Source organism: Candidatus Dorea massiliensis AP6 (assembly GCF_964245105.1).
In the GTDB taxonomy this organism is placed as follows: Bacteria; Bacillota; Clostridia; order Lachnospirales; family Lachnospiraceae; genus Laedolimicola; species Laedolimicola intestinihominis.
Genome location: NZ_CAXTKW010000013.1, coordinates 22,242 through 40,977, shown reverse-complemented (window position 1 = coordinate 40,977; position 18,736 = coordinate 22,242). Strand labels below are relative to the sequence as shown.

14 protein-coding genes and 1 pseudogene are annotated in these 18,736 nt (G+C 49.4%); 12 read left to right on the top strand and 3 right to left on the bottom strand.

Features of this window, described 5'->3' with window-relative positions; genetic code table 11:
- Positions 1-77 precede the first annotated feature (77 nt).
- The 3 genes from ACESZP_RS13605 to gdhA all read left to right on the top strand — a co-directional run bounded on the left by ACESZP_RS13605 (position 78) and on the right by gdhA (position 3,230).
- Positions 78-1,133, top strand: coding sequence for an SH3 domain-containing protein (locus tag ACESZP_RS13605; RefSeq protein WP_499709296.1), 1,056 nt, complete (start codon positions 78-80; stop codon positions 1,131-1,133).
- 96 nt (positions 1,134-1,229) lie between these two features.
- Positions 1,230-1,670, top strand: a complete 441-nt coding sequence (locus ACESZP_RS13600) for a hypothetical protein (RefSeq protein WP_178038629.1) — start codon at positions 1,230-1,232, stop codon at positions 1,668-1,670.
- Positions 1,671-1,895: 225 nt separating this feature from the next.
- On the top strand, positions 1,896-3,230 hold the full coding sequence (gene gdhA / locus ACESZP_RS13595; protein ID WP_349164270.1) for an NADP-specific glutamate dehydrogenase: 1,335 nt from the start codon (positions 1,896-1,898) through the stop codon (positions 3,228-3,230).
- Between the two features lie 226 nt (positions 3,231-3,456).
- Here the strand turns inward: gdhA and ACESZP_RS13590 are convergent, their stop codons facing one another.
- Positions 3,457-4,677: a tyrosine-type recombinase/integrase gene (locus tag ACESZP_RS13590; protein ID WP_499709295.1), complete on the bottom strand. Its 1,221-nt coding sequence runs from the start codon at positions 4,675-4,677 to the stop codon at positions 3,457-3,459.
- Positions 4,678-4,841: 164 nt separating this feature from the next.
- On the bottom strand, positions 4,842-5,504 hold the full coding sequence (locus ACESZP_RS13585; RefSeq protein WP_499709294.1) for a LexA family protein: 663 nt from the start codon (positions 5,502-5,504) through the stop codon (positions 4,842-4,844).
- 152 nt (positions 5,505-5,656) lie between these two features.
- Between ACESZP_RS13585 and ACESZP_RS13580 the strand changes: the two genes are divergently transcribed.
- Complete coding sequence (locus tag ACESZP_RS13580) at positions 5,657-5,812, top strand: helix-turn-helix transcriptional regulator (protein ID WP_499709293.1); 156 nt, start codon at positions 5,657-5,659, stop codon at positions 5,810-5,812.
- Positions 5,813-5,857: 45 nt separating this feature from the next.
- Here ACESZP_RS13580 and ACESZP_RS13575 read toward each other — a convergent pair whose 3' ends face one another.
- Complete coding sequence (locus ACESZP_RS13575; protein WP_499709292.1) at positions 5,858-6,664, bottom strand: RtcB family protein; 807 nt, start codon at positions 6,662-6,664, stop codon at positions 5,858-5,860.
- A 135-nt stretch (positions 6,665-6,799) separates the two neighbouring features.
- Between ACESZP_RS13575 and ACESZP_RS13570 the strand changes: the two genes are divergently transcribed.
- From ACESZP_RS13570 to ACESZP_RS13535, 8 genes and pseudogenes are all read left to right on the top strand, one after another.
- Positions 6,800-8,119 (top strand): phage tail tip lysozyme, encoded by a 1,320-nt coding sequence (locus ACESZP_RS13570; protein WP_499709291.1) that lies wholly within the window; start codon positions 6,800-6,802, stop codon positions 8,117-8,119.
- Positions 8,120-8,373: 254 nt separating this feature from the next.
- The gene (locus tag ACESZP_RS13565) at positions 8,374-9,114 is read left to right on the top strand and encodes a pseudouridine synthase (protein ID WP_499709289.1); all 741 of its coding nucleotides are present in this window, start codon (positions 8,374-8,376) and stop codon (positions 9,112-9,114) included.
- Positions 9,115-9,125: 11 nt separating this feature from the next.
- On the top strand, positions 9,126-11,081 hold the full coding sequence (gene ligA, locus ACESZP_RS13560; protein WP_499709288.1) for an NAD-dependent DNA ligase LigA: 1,956 nt from the start codon (positions 9,126-9,128) through the stop codon (positions 11,079-11,081).
- Complete coding sequence (locus ACESZP_RS13555; protein WP_178038633.1) at positions 11,078-11,869, top strand: Cof-type HAD-IIB family hydrolase; 792 nt, start codon at positions 11,078-11,080, stop codon at positions 11,867-11,869. Before ligA ends, ACESZP_RS13555 begins: the two co-directional genes overlap by 4 nt.
- Positions 11,870-12,029: 160 nt before the next feature.
- Positions 12,030-14,336 (top strand): annotated as a pseudogene (gene glgB / locus ACESZP_RS13550) (1,4-alpha-glucan branching protein GlgB); the annotation flags it as partial.
- Between the two features lie 2 nt (positions 14,337-14,338).
- Positions 14,339-15,238, top strand: a complete 900-nt coding sequence (locus ACESZP_RS13545) for a mechanosensitive ion channel family protein (protein ID WP_499709286.1) — start codon at positions 14,339-14,341, stop codon at positions 15,236-15,238.
- Positions 15,239-15,402: 164 nt separating this feature from the next.
- Positions 15,403-16,998 carry a xylulokinase gene (locus ACESZP_RS13540; protein ID WP_499709285.1) on the top strand — a complete coding sequence of 532 codons (1,596 nt, stop codon included), beginning with the start codon at positions 15,403-15,405 and terminating at the stop codon, positions 16,996-16,998.
- A gap of 204 nt (positions 16,999-17,202) precedes the next feature.
- Complete coding sequence (locus ACESZP_RS13535; protein ID WP_178038636.1) at positions 17,203-18,600, top strand: citrate synthase; 1,398 nt, start codon at positions 17,203-17,205, stop codon at positions 18,598-18,600.
- Positions 18,601-18,736 lie beyond the last annotated feature (136 nt).

Genomic DNA, 18,736 nt, shown 5'->3' with positions numbered 1-18,736 from the left:
TTGCCTTTTTGGCTCAAGTTTGTTACAATCGATTTGTTACGAAATTGTTACAAAGTGAAAACTGCTTGGAGGCAACTATGAAATTTGATAATATAAAAGAACTTTTTGACAAGGAGAACTTCAGCGCCTGGGTAAACGAGCATAAGCGTCAGGTGGCCGTAGGCTGTATCGCAGCCTGTCTCGTGATTGCCGCAGGAGCCAGCGTCATCAGCAGCAGTAGCAGTAAGAAGACGGAAAACGCTGCTGAGGGGGGATCCGTGATGACCAGCGCAGTGCAGGATACAGAGGCGGCGGAGAAAACAGCTCTGGAAGAAGCAAATCAGCTGGAGCAGGACGCGTACCCGGAGGTCAACGACCTGGTGCAGAAGTATTATGATTACATGTCCGCAGGCGATGTGGATGGTCTGGCGTCCGTAGAGGATCAGATCAGCGAGGAGGAGCAGAACCGTATCCTTCGTTCCAAGGATCTGGTAGAAGGCTATCAGAATATCTCCTGTTACACCAAGAAGGGCCTGGAGGATGGTTCCTATCTGGTATTTGTATATTACGAGCTGAAGTTCGCACAGATCGATACCCCGGCGCCGGGACTTTCCCCGCTGTATGTCTACACCAACGACGAGGGTAATCTGGTTGTTTTCAACGGCGAGGCCAGCGATGAGCTGAACGCGTATGTGGAAAAGGCAGCTCAGGAGGACGATGTAATGGCGCTCCGTGAGGAGGTTAAGACCAAGTACGAGGAAGCCAAGGCAGCAGACGAGAATCTTGCGAAGCAGGAGGAACGTTATCTGAAGATTGCGCAGGATTCCACAGCAGCTGAGGAGAATACCGAAGAAGCGGCGCCGGAGGAGAATGCGGAAGAGCAGCCTGCCGAGGAAAACCAGGAGGAGGTTCAGGAAGAACCGGCTCAGGAAGAGACACCGGCTGAGGATACAGGCAGCGCGACCGCCCAGAACCGTGCGACCCGGTTCAAGGAGAGCGTACGTCTCCGTGCGGACGCAAGCACCGACGCGGAATATCTGGGTACTGCATATCAGGGAGAAAGCGTTACACAGATCGAGAGTTATGATAACGGCTGGAGCAAGATCAGCTACAACGGCAAAGAGTGCTACTGCATGACTGAGTACCTGGAGTAGGCAAAGCCGCAAGACAAACGTATATTTTTTAAAAATCTCCACATTCTATGAGCGAAAGCCCAGGCGGACTTTCGCTTATGGAAAGGAGATTTTTTTATGCTTACGAACGCGGATTTGGCGGTGCTGAACGAGGCGTACCGCAGCAGTCGAAAAGGAGTGGAGACCATTAATACAGTCATCAGTAAGGTGTACGACGACGATCTGGCCCTGGATTTGAACCGGCAGGCCGTGCATTTTCTGGCTTTCGAGGATAAGGCGGCGGAAGAAATCCGAAAGGCAAGTGAACGTCCGGAGGGCGCTTCGGCGGTGGAAAAGGCGGCCAGCTGGACGGCACTGCAGGCCGGAACACTTCTGAATACAAGCACCGGACATGTGGCTGAGCTGATGATCGAAGGAAACGCGAAGGGAATCACCGATTTGATGAAGGCCGTGAAGAAAAATCAGGAGGCGAAGCGGGAGTATTGTGAGCTGGCAGAAGAACTGATGGATTTTGAGGAAAAGAATATCGAGTGCCTGAAAAATTATTTGGACGAGTAGCGATGGCTCAGTTTAAAACGATAAAATTTTAAGCAAAAAAAGAACGTCATGAAAAAATTTTTGGATTTTTTACAAAAAACGCTTGCAAAAAGAGTGCTGCGGTGGCATAATAAACCTCGACAAAGGCGTCAAAAAGAAGCGTGAGAAAAGAATTTCGCGTTTCTGTTTTGGACGCCTTTTTTGTACTTAAAAATAAAAGGGAAACACACGAGGAGGAAACGAAAAATGTCTTATGTTGATGAAGTGATTGAGAAGGTTGTTACAAAGAACCCGGGCGAACCGGAGTTCCATCAGGCAGTCAAAGAGGTTCTGGAGTCTCTGCGTCCGGTAGTGGAAGCGCATGAGGAGCAGTACCGCAAAGAGGCAATTTTGGAGCGTCTGGTTGAGCCGGAGCGTCAGATTAAGTTCCGTGTTCCGTGGGTAGACGATAAAGGACAGGTTCAGGTGAACGTAGGTTACCGTGTACAGTTCAATAGCGCTATCGGACCGTATAAGGGAGGCCTTCGTCTTCATCCGTCCGTAAATGTGGGCATTATCAAGTTCCTGGGCTTTGAACAGATCTTCAAGAACTCCCTGACCGGACTGCCCATCGGCGGCGGCAAGGGTGGTTCTGATTTCGATCCGAAGGGCAAATCTGACCGTGAGGTTATGGCATTCTGCCAGAGCTTCATGACAGAGCTTTACAGACACATCGGCAAAGACACCGACGTTCCGGCAGGCGATATCGGAACCGGCGCAAGAGAGATTGGATATATGTATGGCCAGTACAAGAGACTGACCGGTCTCTATGAGGGCGTTCTGACCGGAAAGGGACTTTCCTACGGCGGTTCCCTTGCGAGAACGGAAGCTACCGGCTACGGCCTCCTCTACTTTACACAGGAGATGCTGAAGGCAAACGGCATCGATATCGCAGGCAAGACCGCTGCAGTATCCGGCTCCGGTAATGTAGCTATCTACGCTATTGAGAAGGCAACTCAGCTGGGCGTCAAGGTTCTGACCTGCAGCGATTCCAACGGCTGGGTATACGATCCGGAAGGCATCGACGTGGCAGCCCTGAAAGAGATCAAAGAGGTAAATCGTGCCCGTCTGACCGAGTACAAGAAGTATCGTCCGAACTCTGAGTACCATGAGGGACGCGGCGTATGGAGCGTAAAGGTAGACCTGGCTCTGCCGTGCGCGACCCAGAACGAGCTGCTGCTGGACGATGCAAAGGCACTGGCTGCGAACGGCTGCATCGCAGTGGCTGAGGGCGCGAACATGCCGACCACTCTGGAGGCTACCCAGTACATTCAGGAGCACGGCCTTCTGTTCGCACCGGGCAAGGCGTCCAACGCAGGCGGCGTGGCTACATCCGCACTGGAGATGTCCCAGAACAGCGAGCGTCTGAGCTGGACTTTCGAAGAGGTTGACGCAAAGCTTCAGAACATCATGGTAAATATCTTCCACAACGCAGCAGACGCAGCAGAGCGTTATGGCTACGCAAAGAACTATGTGGTAGGCGCAAATATCGCAGGCTTTGAGAAGGTTGTAAATGCTATGTTAGCACAGGGTGTGTGCTAATCAATAAAAACGAACCCCGGAAATTCAATGTTTCCGGGGTTTTATTGTGCGTATTTTTACAGTGAGTGTTCGTAAGTTTGAGTAAAAATTTGATAGTAATATACTGGCAATATACTTATAATATACACGCAAGATACAAACGATTTTGCATAATATACGCATAATATACTTGGTTTTTGGCACTGTTTTAGAATATTTATACAGTAAAAGGGAGGCATGACCTCCCTTAAATTTTGTTGACTTCATCAATAAGCTGTTGTGTGGTTTTATGTGTGTACACTCCCTTTGTGACATTGTTTTTCATGCTGTGACCCATTATGAGTTTGATGCAAACCTCATTCGCTCCGGCATCATCCATGAGAGATGCGAACGTGTGCCGGCCATCATGGGGAAGATGTTTCATGTTGAGCTTATTCATAACTGTATTGAAATTCGCACTAACATAGGAACCGTATGTGTAGTGATTGCCATATTTGTTGTTTACCAGAAATCTACGGTTGGCATCGTACCGGTTCTTTACGAGAGGCAGGATTTTGTCTGCAATAGGAATAACTCTGTCTGTTCCGGCTTCTGTTTTCATTCCTCCAATCATATATTGTTCGTCCAGATGCACATTATCCGTGGTTATCTCTAACAGTTCGGTAGGACGCAGACCTGTATAGATTGTAATGAGGATGAGGTCAACATTGTTTACCACATACAGTTTGCTCCACAAGGTTGCAATCTCCTCATTCGTGTATCTGCTATGAATCTGTTCTTCCGGGTTTACCCATGAGTAAACAAAAAACTGTGACAGATCTTTTTCTATATAGTTGTTCATCAGGGCGTACTTGTACAGATTATTGAGAACGGTTCGGATATTAGAAACGGTGGAATTTGATTTACAGGTCCATTTGTTGATACATTCCTGGACTTCATCAGTCCGCAGAGCATTAAATTTCTTGTGGTGCAGATCGGACAGATGATTAAAGGCAATTTCGTAGTTTCTCCATGTGTTTGAAGATATTTTGTCCGGCAGAGCTTTCCTATAATTTTTCCACTTCCCGTACATCTCTGCAAATGTGGGAGTCTCGGCATATCTGATGTGCTCAGCAACGACATCCGCATTATTCAATTCAGATAAGTAAGAGTAGGCGTGCTCCTGTTTGGCAAAATATTCAAGGTACTTAAATGTCTGACGGTAGGAGATGGAATACTCATATCCCTCTTCCTGCATAAGATCCTCAGCGAATGACAACACTGGTTCCGATGAGATGGCAGACCAAACCTGTTTTCTCCATTGCCATTTGAAATTGTATCGGACAAAATCTCTCAGAATGTTTGACGGCGGTTCTTTCGGAGCATCAATTTCTACAAATTCAGAAATTTCAGAAGTTCGGACGGCATAAGGCTTACGCCTCTTGCCTTTTAGTTTGATTACACTACCGTAACCGTTTGGCAGACGCATAATATCATCCTCCTTTTTCCTAAAAATGGGCGTAAAAATGCCCGGTATATTGTTTTTCTACCGGGAAGATGATATAATGCAAGGTGTTCAGACGAGCATACATCGGCTTTCCGGTGTGTGTTTATAGATACCGTCTCTGTTGGTAGCAGAGGCGGTTTTCTATTTTAGTATTTCTGTCGATTTTCAACGACTTTACCAATGATTCTCACTGGTTTGTTTTCAATCTCTTCATTTGAGTAGAAGAGTGGTTCGTATGCCTGATTGAAAGGGATTAGCCTGATACCACTCGGATATTTTGCCAATTTCTTGCAGGTAGCACTGTCTCCATTTACCAATACAATGACGAGATCTCCACTTTCTGCATAATTCTGTTTACGGACGATTACTACATCCCCATTACATATGCGTGGTTCCATAGAATCCCCTTTGATTTTCAATGCAAAAAAATCTCCTGTATGAGCCAATTCCTCAGAAATTTCTTCATAGTCTATAATATCCTCAATAGCTTCAATGGGTATTCCGGCAGCCACATTACCGAGAACCGGTATACGGATTGCTTTCTTAGCCATTTTCACTTTTTCGGGAGAAACCGATACTTTCATATTATCGTCTAACTGAGAAAACAACTCATCAAAACTCATAAACATTCCGTTTGCCGCTTTCTTTATAGAGGTCATAGACGGAACAGGCGGTTCTCCTGTTTTCGGATTGAGATTATTTTCAAGCTGAGATATGTAACCTTTACTCAAACCACTAGCTTTCGCAAAACTATCCATGCTCATGCTATTTTCTTCTCTATATGCCCTTATTATCTGCCCTAATGTCATACGAAAACCTCCTTTCGATGTTTAGTCCATTATACAATGCACTGTACAAAAAGTCAATTTTTTTGTAAAATGTGCTTGACAATAAATGTTTAGTCGGCTATACTCAAATTGTTCAGTCGAGCAAACATCGGACAAAGAAAGGAGGCGCAGTAATGGCGTATCGAATCAGAGAACTTAGAGAAAAGAAGAAACTTACCCAGGAACAGTTAGCTCAAATGTCTGGCGTAAGCAGAAGGGAGTGTTCCGATGCTATGAAATTAAGGTGTCGAAAGCGGACTTCCATAGTGCTGCTGCAAAATCCTTTGTAGGCCATTACAACTATTATGTTCTCACAAGGGAATTATACAATCAGGTCAAGGAAGAGATCCCATGTGATTGCATATAATCTGAGCAATCATAACACGGTTCATGTAGGCAAACTTCTGACATATCCTCATATCATGGAGATACTGTTCACGGTACTTACCCTCTAAATAACAGAGGTCTTTCGGCAATTTCGGAGTGACAGCACGGAAGTTTCGGCGCAGCTCCTTGATTGCGGATTCAATCTCAGATTTTCTTCCAGCGGCTTTGTAGTCGGCAATGAGCTTTTCCTGACGATCATACAAATCATCCTTACCGCACATCAACTCATAGGCAAGATTCTGATAGTAGTCTGCCACCTGTTTCCCAAGATTGCGGCTGCCAGTATGGATAATCAGATACTTATAACCGTCCTCTGCAACATCAACCTCAATGAAATGATTGCCGCCGCCGAGAGTGCCAATAGAGCGTTCGAGACGTTTGGTATCTTTTAATTCCCGGTAACAATAAAGTTCTTTCAATTCTTCAAAACGCATTTTCCGCCCATCATGCACATTTTTCCCACTTGGAACATAGGTGCGGATAACACGATCTAAAGTATTCAATGTAACAGCATTAAAATCCATATGCCCTAAACTGACGCAAAGCATACCGCATCCAATATCCACGCCAACGATGTTTGGAATTACTTTGTTTCCGAGATCCGCAGTAAAGCCAATGACGCATCCCTTTCCGGCGTGAACATCCGGCATGATACGAACCTTACAGTCCTTAAAGGCATCCTGAGACAGAAGAGTGTTAATCTGTTCCAAAGCCTCATCTTCGATGGTTTTTGCATAAACTTTCAAATTACTCATAGTGATCCTCCTATACTTTGTATGTTTTGTTATTTCCAGAATTTCCATTGTATTTTGTGAAAGGGCGAACCCATACACGCTTACCGGTTTTGGTAGTTCGGTAAAATCCCCTCACACTTACCTGTTCGGTAGGCTTTGTGTACGACAGCACAGGAGAGGGCATGGAACTTCTTTTGTGCTAAAGGATTAAGCCATTACGCCGCAAGTGGTGTCATGGCAAGCATAAGAGCCGAGAGCGGATTCAATCCTCGCAATCTGCAGAACAGTTGTGAGAAAAAGAGCGGGTATACAGATGAAACATATACCGCTGCGGTAGACAACGGCAGCTATGGGAACTTTGTCCGGGATTCCTACGGCTATGGGTACGCACAGTGGACCTATTGGAGCAGAAAACAGAATCTTCTCAATTTTGCCAAGAAGAAAAATAAGTCCATCGGAGACGAAGAGATGCAGTTGGAATTTCTGTGGGAGGAATTGACCGGATCGTACAAAGGGGTTCTTACAAAACTCAAAGCCGCAAAATCCACACAGGAAGCATCCAATATTATCCTGACCGGATATGAAAAGCCGAAAGATCAGGGACAAAAGGTAAAGGCAACCAGGGGATCTTATGCCAAGGAATATTATAACCAGTTTGCAGTGAAAAAGGAGGAAAAGACAATGAAAGTAATTATCGGAAGTGCAAGAAGAGATGAGAACGGAAAGTATGCCGGAGGCAAGCCGGGAGATCAGGATGGCGTAGAGGTAAGCACACAGAATTATTATGTTCATACCAAAGGATGGTATATGTTCCGCTTTCTGAGTAACGAACACGCAAAGAAAGTTGCTAAAGCAATGTGGGATGCCTGCATGAACAACAATATCGGCTACTGTCAGGCACATCGTTCAATTATTACCATGCTGAAAAAGTACGGCAGCATGAAAGCAATCGCAGAAAAGACAGAGACAGATTGCAGCAACCTTGTAAGAGGATGTATCTACGAGGCAACCGGAAAGGATGCCGGAAACTTTAATACATCCACCGAGCCGACTGCATTGGAGAAAACCGGTCTGTTTGAGAAAAAAGTGGCTGTCACAGCTTCGACTCAGTTTAAACCTGGAGACATCCTTGTGACAAAAACCAAGGGGCACACTGTTGTTGTTGTGTCTGTTGACGGATCCACACCTAGCAGCACATCCACTCCGGCAAAACCGGCAGCAAGCACATCATCTTCAAAAAAGGTAGAAAGTGCAAAGAGTAAGGACGCAGCTATCGCCGGAAAGTACAAAACGACCGGCAATCTCTATCTGAGAGTTGGAGCAGGAACCGGAAAAACAGCAATCACTCTCATGCCTAAAGGTTCAGATGTTCAGTGCTATGGCTACTATACGAGTTACAACGGAACACGTTGGTATTATGTGGCATACGGCAACCTGACCGGCTTCTGTTCATCTGAATATTTAAAGAGAGCGTAAATCGGAGATAAACCGGATAAAACCGAGATAATCTTCGATGGTAATATGCCTATAATATACAATAGAGGGTAGAAACCGCATAAACACTGGAAACCTGTGCTGATGCTATGCTGGCACAGGGAGTTTGCTAATCGCATCTATTCCTTGCTTCTGGCGGAAATATCCAGTATAATAGGCAGTGGTGAATGGATTTTAAAATCCATTTGCCACTGCTATTTTCATGTCCGTAAAAGGATGTGGACAGGAGGAAAATTATGGAAGAAATTCGTCTGAATAAATATTTAAGCGAAGCCGGTGTATGCTCAAGGCGCGAAGCGGACAGACTGATCGAAGCGGGCAAGGTGCTGATAGACGGTGTCCCGGCTAAGATGGGCCAGCGGGTCCAGCCCGGCCAGAAGGTCCAGGTGGGCGATACGATCCTGGGCGGGGAGAAAGAGGAGCAGATTCTGCTGGCGGTGTACAAGCCCCCCGGCGTCATCTGCACCACGGACAAGCGGGAGAAGCGTAACATCGTAGATTATGTGGGCTATCCCACCCGGATTTACCCCATCGGACGTCTGGACAAGGATTCGGAAGGGCTGATTCTCATGACCAACGATGGCAGCCTGGTGAACCGGATGATGCGCTCCACGAATCATCACGAGAAAGAATATCTGGTGCGGGTCAATAAGCCCGTGACTGACGCCTTTTTACAGAAGATGGCGTCCGGTGTGCGGATTCGGAAGGTGGAAAAGGGTGAGGTGCTCCTGGATGCCATGACCCGTCCGTGTGAAGTAGAAAAACTTGGAAAATGCAGCTTCCGCATCGTGCTGACGCAAGGGCTGAATCGTCAGATTCGGCGCATGTGTGAGACTCTTGGCTATCATGTGGAGCATCTGAAGCGTATCCGCGTGCTGAATATCGAGCTGAAGGGCATGAAGCCCGGCACCTGGCGGAAGGTTAGTGAGCGGGAAATGGCGGAGCTCCAGGAGCTTCTGAAGGACTCTAAAAATTAGGAAGACAGAACATGAACAATAATATAGAAAAAAAGAAGCGTCAGAAGGAACTGACGGAAAAACTGAACGCTGCGAGCCGGGCCTATTACCAGGAAGCCCGGGAGATCCTGAGTAATTATGAGTACGATGCGCTCTATGATGAGCTGGCGGCGCTGGAGAAAGAGACCGGCACGGTGCTGGCCGGAAGTCCCACGGCCCATGTGGGCTACGAGGTGTTAAGCGAGCTTCCCAAAGAGCGGCATGAGAGCCCGATGCTGTCCCTGGATAAGACTAAGGATCGGGACGCGCTTGCAGCCTGGATCGGCGAACACCGCACCCTGCTTTCCTGGAAGCTGGACGGTCTGACCATCGTGCTGACCTATCGGAACGGCGGGCTTTTCAAGGCTGTCACCCGTGGAAACGGCGAGGTGGGAGAGGTCATCACCAACAATGCGAGGGTCTTCAAAAATGTGCCCTTACGGATTCCGTTTCAGGGTGAGCTGGTGCTCCGCGGCGAGGCGGTCATCGGCTATCACGAGTTTGAACGCATCAACGAGGAGATTCCCGAGGCGGACGCCAAGTATAAGAATCCCCGGAACCTGTGCAGCGGCTCCGTGCGTCAGTTGAATAATGAGATCACTGCGAAGCGGAACGTCCACTTCTTTGCCTTTGCGCTGGTGCGGGCCGAGGGCATGGATTTTGAGAATTCCAGGGAGAAGCAGTTCCTGTGGCTGAAGGAACAGGGCTTCGATGTGGTAGAATATAAGGTGGTAACTGGTGCGACCCTGTCGGAAAACATGGATTGGTTTGCGGAGCACATCGAGAAGAACGAATATCCGTCTGACGGCCTGGTGGCTCTCTACGACGACATTGCCTATGGCGAATCCTTAGGCAGAACCGCCAAGTTCCCCCGTAATTCCATGGCCTTCAAATGGGCTGACGAAATCCGGGAGACCACACTGAAAGAAATCGAGTGGAGCCCGTCCAGAACCGGCCTCATCAACCCGGTGGCCATCTTTGAGCCGGTGGAGCTGGAGGGTACTACCGTGAGCCGGGCCAGTGTCCACAACATCAGCATTATGCGGGGACTGGAGCTGGGCGTGGGTGATACGATAGAAGTATACAAAGCCAATATGATCATCCCGCAGATTGCGGAAAATAAGACCCGGAGCGGCGTCCGGAATATCCCGGAGGTCTGTCCGGTGTGCGGCGGTGTCACGGAGATTCGGAAAACGAACGACGTGGAATCCCTCTATTGCACGAACCCGGAATGCCAGGCGAAGAAAATCAAGTCCTTTACCTTATTTGTGAGCCGTGACGCCCTGAATATCGAGGGACTGTCCGAGGCCTCATTGGAGAAATTTATCGGTCGGGGCTTTATTCACGAGTTCGCGGACATCTTTAAGCTGAGCTCCCATAAAGCGGAGATTGTGGAGATGGAGGGTTTCGGGGAAAAGTCCTACGAGAATCTGATGACTGGCATTGAGCGGGCCAGAACGACCACCCTTGCCAGAGTTATTTACAGTCTGGGCATCCCGAATATCGGACTGTCCGGCGCAAAACTTATATGCAGACAGTTTGAGGACGAGGTGGAGCAGGTGCTGGCGGCGGACGAGGAAGCACTGGCGGCTATTGACGGCATCGGCGCAGTCATTGCCGGAAGCTTCGTAGAGTACTTCCGGGACGTGGAAAAACGGGAGCATTTCGAGCACCTGCTTTCCCGGCTGACCCTTGTAAAGGAGGAGGTATCCGGGGAGCAGGATTTGAAGGGTAAGGTCTTTGTGGTAACCGGAAGTCTGACACATTTTGCCAACCGGAATGAGCTGAAGGATCAGATCGAGAAGCGGGGCGGCAAGGTGACCGGAAGCGTCACCGGCAAGACGGATTATCTGATCAATAACGACACGACTTCTTCCTCATCCAAGAATAAGAAGGCAAAGGAGCTTGGCATCCCGATTATTTCTGAGGAGGATTTTCTGAAGCTATGAGTGATAAAAAGATCGTATTTTTTGATATAGACGGAACCCTTTATGAATTTGATAAGGGAATTCCGGACAGCGCGGTGGAGGGACTGAAGCGCCTGAAGGAGAACGGACATATCATAATCCTGTGTACGGGTAGACCCGTATCCTCGCTGTTTCCGGAGATACTCTGTCTGCCCCATGACGGCGTCATAAGCGGTGCGGGAACCCGGGTGGAATTCGGGGATAAGGTGCTGCGCAATGAGTTACTGTCCAACGAGCTGTTGATGCAGACTGTACCGAGAATGGAAAAAAACGGGTGCACAGCAGTACTGGAGGGACCGGAATATTTAAGCTGCCGGATGGACGGCGACGCCTTCGATTATTTTCGGATTTTACTGCGGCTGAGAGACGATTATCCGGAGCGTCTGAAGGAGATGGATCTGATGACGGACCGGACCTGCAAGATTACTGTGGCTATCAAAGACATGGAGGCCTTTGAACGAATGATTCCGGAGCTTTCACGGGCTTTTGAACTGGCCCGCTATGAGGACGGACCCTATACGGAAATGATGCCAAAGAATATCTCCAAGGCCGACGGTATCCGGATTCTTCTGGAGGAGCTGGAGATTCCGTTAAAGAACACCTATGCGTTCGGCGATGGACCCAACGATATGGAGATGCTCCAGTACGTGGAGTATGGTACAGCCATGGGCAATGCGGAAACGCAGGTACTGGAAACGGCGAAATATCGAACAGAAGGCATGTGGGAAGACGGTATTTATCATGCGCTGCAAAGATACGGCCTGATTTAAAAAAAGTTCAGTACAGCCCGAAGCACTTGCTGCTGAGGGCGTAAGAAAGTGATTCAGGAGTGCAAAATCCCATCGGCGAAGCCGATTCTCATGGATTTTGCATTGTAACTGGTCAGGTACTGAACAGTTACAGGTTTTATCGCATAAGGAGGAGAAGGTTATGGACAAGAAGTTGTACGAGCTTATGAACTGGCCGCGGATTGAGGCCCTGGTGTATTCAGAGGAGGACGAGCCGCAGGAGATCCTGGGACCTCATAAAGTCAAGGGGGGAACTTTGATACAGGCTTTTCTGCCCACAGCAGTTCAGATGGAAGTAATCTTAAAAGATACAGGCAAGGCAGTGGAGATGGAAAAAACGGACGAGGAAGGCTTCTTCGCGGCGCTGGTTCCGGGCAGAAAGATTCCGGCGTATCATTTCCGGGTTACCTATGATAACAATACGGTGCAGGAGATGGAGGATATTTATCGATTCTCACCGCAGGTATTTACAAAACAGGATTTGGAAAACTTTTCCAATGGAATTCATTATACGATTTACGAGAAAATGGGCGCGCATCCCATGTCCATCGACGGCGTGGAGGGAACCTATTTCGCAGTTTGGGCACCGAATGCGGAACGCGTCAGCGTGGTGGGTGATTTTAACCTGTGGGATGGCCGCCGCAATCCCATGATCAAGATAAAAGAAGCAGGGATTCATGAACTGTTTATTCCGGGCCTGAAAGCAGGAGCCTGCTATAAATATGAAATCAAGACGAAGCAGGGGCTGCCGATGCTGAAAGCCGACCCCTACGCCAACGCGGCGGAGCTTCGTCCCAACACGGCTTCCATTATTACCGAGCTTGGCGGCTTTACCTGGACCGATGAGAAATGGCTGGAGCAGAGAAAGGCGACAGATTATAAGAAAGAACCCATGCTGATTTACGAGGTGCATCTGGGCAGCTGGCGAAAGCCGGAGCCGGACGGGGAAGACGCGCGGGAGTTTTATACATACCGGGAGCTGGCTCCCATGCTGGCTTCCTATGTGAAAGAGATGGGGTATACCCATGTGGAGCTGATGCCGATTATGGAGCATCCGTTGGATGAGTCCTGGGGCTATCAGGTGACGGGCTATTACGCCCCCACGGCACGCTACGGTACGCCGGAGGACTTTATGTATTTCATGAATTACCTGCATGAGCAGGGGATTGGCGTGATTCTGGACTGGGTTCCGGCCCATTTCCCGAAAGACGTCTTTGGCCTGGCGGGCTTCGACGGTACCTGCCTCTACGAACATTTTGATCCGCGGCAGGGAACCCATCCCCACTGGGGAACATTGCTCTACAACTATGGCCGTCCCCAGGTTAAGAACTTCCTGATTGCCAACGCGCTGTTCTGGACCGAGAAGTATCATGCCGACGGCATCCGTATGGATGCGGTGGCTTCCATGCTGTACCTGGATTATGGTAAAAATGAGGGCGAGTGGATTCCGAATATCTATGGCGGTAAGGAGAATCTGGAGGCCATTGAATTTTTGAAGCACCTGAATTCTATCTATAAAAAACGCAAAGACGGCGCGCTTCTGATTGCCGAGGAGTCCACGGCGTGGCCCAAGGTGACTGGCGATCTTGACCAGGGTGGTCTCGGCTTTGATTTCAAATGGAATATGGGCTGGATGAATGATTTCCTGGGTTATATGCACTATGATCCGGTATTCCGTGGCTACCATCACGGCGAGCTGACCTTCAGCTTTATCTATGCGTGGAGTGAGAACTTTATCTTAAGTCTCTCCCACGACGAGGTGGTTCATGGCAAGTCCCCCATGGTGGGCAAGATGCCGGGCGACCGGGATTCCCAGCTTAATAACCTGCGGGCAGCTTACGGTTTCATGGCCGTGCATCCGGGCAAAAAACTGCTCTTTATGGGACAGGAGTTTGCCACCTTCGACGAGTGGAACGAGAAGGAAAGCCTGGACTGGGATCTTCTGCAGTATCAGGATCACAGCGATATGCGAGGCTTCGTGAAGGCGCTGAACAGCTTCGTGAAGGAGCATCCGGCGCTCTATGCGGGCGACTGCACCCCCGAGGGCTTTCAGTGGATTAACAATATCTCCGCTGATGAAAATATGCTGGTATTCCTTCGAAAAGCCGAGAAAGAGACACTGTTAGTCGTATGCAACTTCTCTCCGTTGGTTTATGAGAAGCATAAGATTGGCGTACCGTTTGAGGGAAAATATAAGGAAATCTTCAACAGTGACAGTGAAAAGTTCGGCGGTACCGACGTACGCAATAAGCGGGTGAAGACGTCGAAAAAATCCGAGTGCGACGGCTTCGAGGATTCCATTGAGATCACAGTTCCGCCCATGGGAGTGGCGGTGTTCACCTGCACCGAGGAGAGGCTGCCGGTGAAGGGGAAAAAGCCGGCGGGAAAGAAGGAGGCAGGAAAAAAGACAGCAGAAAAACCGACAGCAAAGAAGGGACGTGCTAAGAAGGCATGAGATGGTTAGCGACCGTCGCCGACTCTCCGGAGCTGGCGGCTCAGATTAACGAGAATATAGAAAATGTAACCCAGCAGATCAGCCGGACCCAGGAGTACATTGATAAGTACCTTCCGGTGGCCATAAGCTTTGGTCTCCGGCTTCTGCTGACGATTATCCTGTTTATCGTGGGCAGCAGGCTCATAAAAGTAGTCCGCAAAATCGTCCGCCGTTCCATGGAGCGGACAGGAGCCGACGTGGGCGTGATACAGTTTATGGATTCCCTGATTAAACTGCTCCTGTATTTCCTGCTGATCATGTTTCTGGCCGACGGCATCGGCGTGGATACCACCTCTGTCATGGCGCTGGTGGGCTCTGCAGGTCTGACCATCGGTCTGGCTTTTCAGGGCAGTCTGTCCAACTTTGCAGGCGGCGTGCTGATTCTGCTGATCAAGCCATTTAAGGTGGGCGATTATATCATCTACACCTCCGGGAACCTGGAGGGCAAGGTGACCAAGATTGAGATGTTCTACACGACCCTGTTCACGATTGACAATAAAAAGGTCGTGATCCCCAACGGCACCCTGTCTAACAGCAGTCTGATCAACGTGACCGCTGAGGACAAGCGCCGTATCGACATTACTGTGGGCGTCAGCTACACGGCGAATCTGAAGCTGGCCAAAGAAGTCTGCCTGAATCTGCTGGCCGCGCAGCCCGCCGTCCTGCAGGATCAGAATAACATGGTTGTAGTAGACGACCTGGCAGACAGCGCGGTGAATCTGAAAATCTGCTGCTGGGTTTCTGCGGAAGACTACTGGTCGACCCGCTGGGAGCTGATTGAGAAAATCAAGCTGGCTTTTGATGAAAATGGCATTGAGATTCCATTCAATCAGCTGGATGTGAATTTGAAGCAGTAAACGATCCAAATTTACAGATAAGTCAAAAAAGCAATACAACTTTTTGCAAAAAGTTGTATTGCTTTTTCTTTTCCTCATTGACGTATTGTGCAATCTGTTGTATAAATAGAGTATAAATTCGAACGAAGGCAACAAATAAACGAATAAAAGTGGAGGTTATCACAATGAGTACAGTAAAAGATGCTATTTTAAATGGAAAAACATCCCTTGGTATTGAATTGGGTTCCACCCGTATCAAGGCGGTATTGGTGGATGAAAGCTACAAGGCTGTCGCAGTGGGCAATTTTGACTGGGAGAACCAGCTTCGCGACGGTATCTGGACCTATCCCCTGGATTTGGTCTGGAAGGGACTGCAGGGCAGCTTTGCTTCCCTGAAAGAGGACGTGAAGGAAAAATACGGCGTAGAGCTTACCAAGGTAGGTTCCATCGGAATCAGCGCCATGATGCACGGCTATCTGGTATTTGATAAAGACGGAAAGCAGCTGGTGCCCTTCCGCACCTGGAGAAATACCATTACCGGTGAGGCTTCCCGGGAATTGACCGAACTGTTCCAGTACAATATTCCCCAGAGATGGAGCATTGCCCATCTGTATCAGGCGATTCTGAACGGCGAGGAGCATGTGCCGGAGATTACTTTTATGACCACGCTGGCAGGCTACATTCATTGGCAACTGACCGGAGAGAAGACGCTGGGCGTATGTGAAGCCTCCGGTATGTTCCCCATTGATACGGCGACCAAGCAGTTTAACGAGGAAATGCTGGATAAGTTCCAGGCAAAAATAGCGGATAAGGGCTTTGGATGGAAGATTCGCGAAATCCTGCCGAAGGTACAGAATGCGGGAGAGCAGGCAGGCGTGCTGACGGAAGCAGGCGCAAAGCTTCTGGATCCTTCGGGAACTCTGGAGAGCGGCATTCCCATGTGTCCGCCGGAGGGCGACGGAGGTACCGGAATGGTGGCCACCAACAGCGTAGCCCAGAGAACCGGTAACGTATCCGCAGGTACCTCTGTATTTGCCATGATCGTACTGGAGCATGACTTGAAGAAGGTTCATCCGGAGATTGACCTGGTGACCACCCCGGACGGCAGTCTGGTAGGTATGGTACACTGCAACAACTGTACCTCCGATCTGAACGCCTGGGTTGGACTTTTCCGGGAGTTCGCGGAGAGTTTTGGCATGAAGGTAGATATGAACGAGCTGTTCGGCACCCTGTACCGTAAGGCTTTGGAGGCAGATAAGGACTGCGGCGGACTGCTGGCATACAACTATTTCTCCGGCGAGCATCTGACAGGCTTCGAAGAGGGAAGACCGCTCTTTGTCCGCACACCGGACGCGAAGCTTACGCTGGCGAACTTCATGAGAGCACACCTGTATACAGCGCTGGGCGCTTTGAAAACCGGTCTAGATATCCTGTTTAAGGAAGAAGGCGTACAGGCAGACGAGGTCATGGGTCACGGCGGACTCTTCAAGACCAAGGGCGTAGGACAGAGCATCATGGCGGCGGCTATGGACGTTCCGGTTACCGTTATGGAGACCGCAGGAGAAGGCGGCGCCTGGGGTATTGCCCTGCTGGCAGCTTATATGAAAGAAAAGAAGGATGGCGAGAGCCTGGGCGATTACCTGAACAACCGGGTATTCGCAGGCGAGAAGGGCGAAACCCTTGCCCCGGATCCGGAAGATGTAAAGGGCTTTGACGCGTTCCTTGCGCGTTACACAGAGGGATTGGCTATCGAGCGTGCGGCGGTGGATCATCTGAAATAGACAGTAAAACTTAAAACAGGGTGAAAATTTTACAGCGAAAAAGAGGAGACTGTCTGCGCAGCTCCTCTTTTTTTAAACGGGATTATTACTTTCTGGGGAATCTGGTCTTGCCATTCAGATACTTTTTCGCTATAATTGAATAAAATGTCCGCTTAGTGTAGATATCCGTTGTTCGGAAGCGGACGCCGAGGAGGATATGAGAAAATGAAGAAAGACGATGTGCTGGTAGATGAGAAATTTAACAAGCTGGTAGAATACAGCAGCCGTTCCGGAAAAATCGACGTGCGGCTGTATGCGGATTATGATGTGAAACGGGGTCTGCGTGATTCCGGCGGAAAAGGTGTCCTGACCGGACTGACGGAGATTTCCGATGTGGTTTCCTTCGGCTATATCGATGGAGAGCGGGTTCCCATCGACGGCGAACTGTACTTCCAGGGCGTCAATGTGGAGGATCTGATCCGGGGCGAGGCCAACCGCCGGTTTGCCTTCGAGGAGGCAACCTATCTGTTATTGTTCGGAAAGCTGCCCACCAGACAGCAGCTTCATGAATTCATTGATTTGATCGGCATCTACCGGGAGCTTCCGGAGACCTTTGTCCGCGATGTTATCATGAAGGCACCCAGTTCCAATATGATGAATACCCTGCAGAAATGCGTGCTGACCATGTATTCCTATGATCAGAACCCGGAGGATATCTCCATCCACAATATCCTGAAGCAGTCTCTGCAGCTGATTGCCCAGTTCCCGCTGTATTCTGTCTACGGTTATCATGCGTACCGTCATTATCATCTGAATAAAAGCCTGATTATCCGGAATCCGAAACCGGATCTGTCCACAGCGGAGAATATCCTGCGTCTGCTTCGAAAGGACGGCCAGTATACGGAGCTGGAGGCAAAGGTGCTGGATGTAGCCCTGGTGCTGCACGCAGAGCATGGCGGCGGTAATAACTCTACATTTACCACCCATGTAGTATCCTCGACCGGTACCGATACCTATTCCGCGGTGGCGGCGTCCTTAGGTTCCCTGAAAGGCCCCAAGCACGGCGGCGCGAACCTGAAGGTGCAGGAGATGTTCAAGGATATCAAGGCCCATGTGACCAACTGGCGGGATGAGACGATGATTGAGTCTTATTTGCAGCGGATTCTCCGAAAAGAAGCCTTTGACCGGGCAGGCCTTATCTATGGTATGGGGCACGCGGTCTACACAGAGTCTGATCCCCGTGCGGTGATTCTGAAGGAGTACGCGAGAAAGCTGTCCGAGGAGAAGGGCCTGGAGGAAGAGTTTAACCTCTACGAGCGCGTAGAGCGTATCGCAGGCGACTGCCTCATGTCAGGCCGCAGACTCTTAAAGCCTGTCTGCGCGAATGTGGACTTCTACAGCGGCTTTGTATACAGCATGCTGGGTCTGCCGGAAGAACTGTTTACCCCGATCTTCGCGATTTCCCGTATCTCCGGATGGAGCGCGCATCGAATCGAGGAAATCGTCAATGCGGGCAAGATTATCCGTCCGGCTTACAAGTATGTGGGGCACCATGTGCCTTATCTCGATCTGGATGAGCGGGAGAGCGCTTATGCGGAGGAAGAAGAGAATAAAGAGAAATAGATTATAGGCTGTGTACAGCCGTAACAAATAAATAGTGCTTCGGAAACACGCAGATTTTCATGCTCCTCGCAGGCGGCTTATACGCATCTGACCGGCCAACTCGGACCCAAGGGTCCTCAAACAGGGCCTCCTTCAG

Bases quoted from the DNA above. Each gene is read 5' to 3' on its own strand.
- ACESZP_RS13605 (WP_499709296.1), top strand. From the start codon at position 78: ATGAAATTTGATAATATAAAAGAACTTTTTGACAAGGAGAACTTCAGC.
- ACESZP_RS13600 (WP_178038629.1), top strand. From the start codon at position 1,230: ATGCTTACGAACGCGGATTTGGCGGTGCTGAACGAGGCGTACCGCAGC.
- gdhA (WP_349164270.1), top strand. From the start codon at position 1,896: ATGTCTTATGTTGATGAAGTGATTGAGAAGGTTGTTACAAAGAACCCG.
- ACESZP_RS13590 (WP_499709295.1), bottom strand. From the start codon at position 4,677: ATGCGTCTGCCAAACGGTTACGGTAGTGTAATCAAACTAAAAGGCAAG.
- ACESZP_RS13585 (WP_499709294.1), bottom strand. From the start codon at position 5,504: ATGACATTAGGGCAGATAATAAGGGCATATAGAGAAGAAAATAGCATG.
- ACESZP_RS13580 (WP_499709293.1), top strand. From the start codon at position 5,657: ATGGCGTATCGAATCAGAGAACTTAGAGAAAAGAAGAAACTTACCCAG.
- ACESZP_RS13575 (WP_499709292.1), bottom strand. From the start codon at position 6,664: ATGAGTAATTTGAAAGTTTATGCAAAAACCATCGAAGATGAGGCTTTG.
- ACESZP_RS13565 (WP_499709289.1), top strand. From the start codon at position 8,374: ATGGAAGAAATTCGTCTGAATAAATATTTAAGCGAAGCCGGTGTATGC.
- ligA (WP_499709288.1), top strand. From the start codon at position 9,126: ATGAACAATAATATAGAAAAAAAGAAGCGTCAGAAGGAACTGACGGAA.
- ACESZP_RS13555 (WP_178038633.1), top strand. From the start codon at position 11,078: ATGAGTGATAAAAAGATCGTATTTTTTGATATAGACGGAACCCTTTAT.
- ACESZP_RS13545 (WP_499709286.1), top strand. From the start codon at position 14,339: ATGAGATGGTTAGCGACCGTCGCCGACTCTCCGGAGCTGGCGGCTCAG.
- ACESZP_RS13540 (WP_499709285.1), top strand. From the start codon at position 15,403: ATGAGTACAGTAAAAGATGCTATTTTAAATGGAAAAACATCCCTTGGT.
- ACESZP_RS13535 (WP_178038636.1), top strand. From the start codon at position 17,203: ATGAAGAAAGACGATGTGCTGGTAGATGAGAAATTTAACAAGCTGGTA.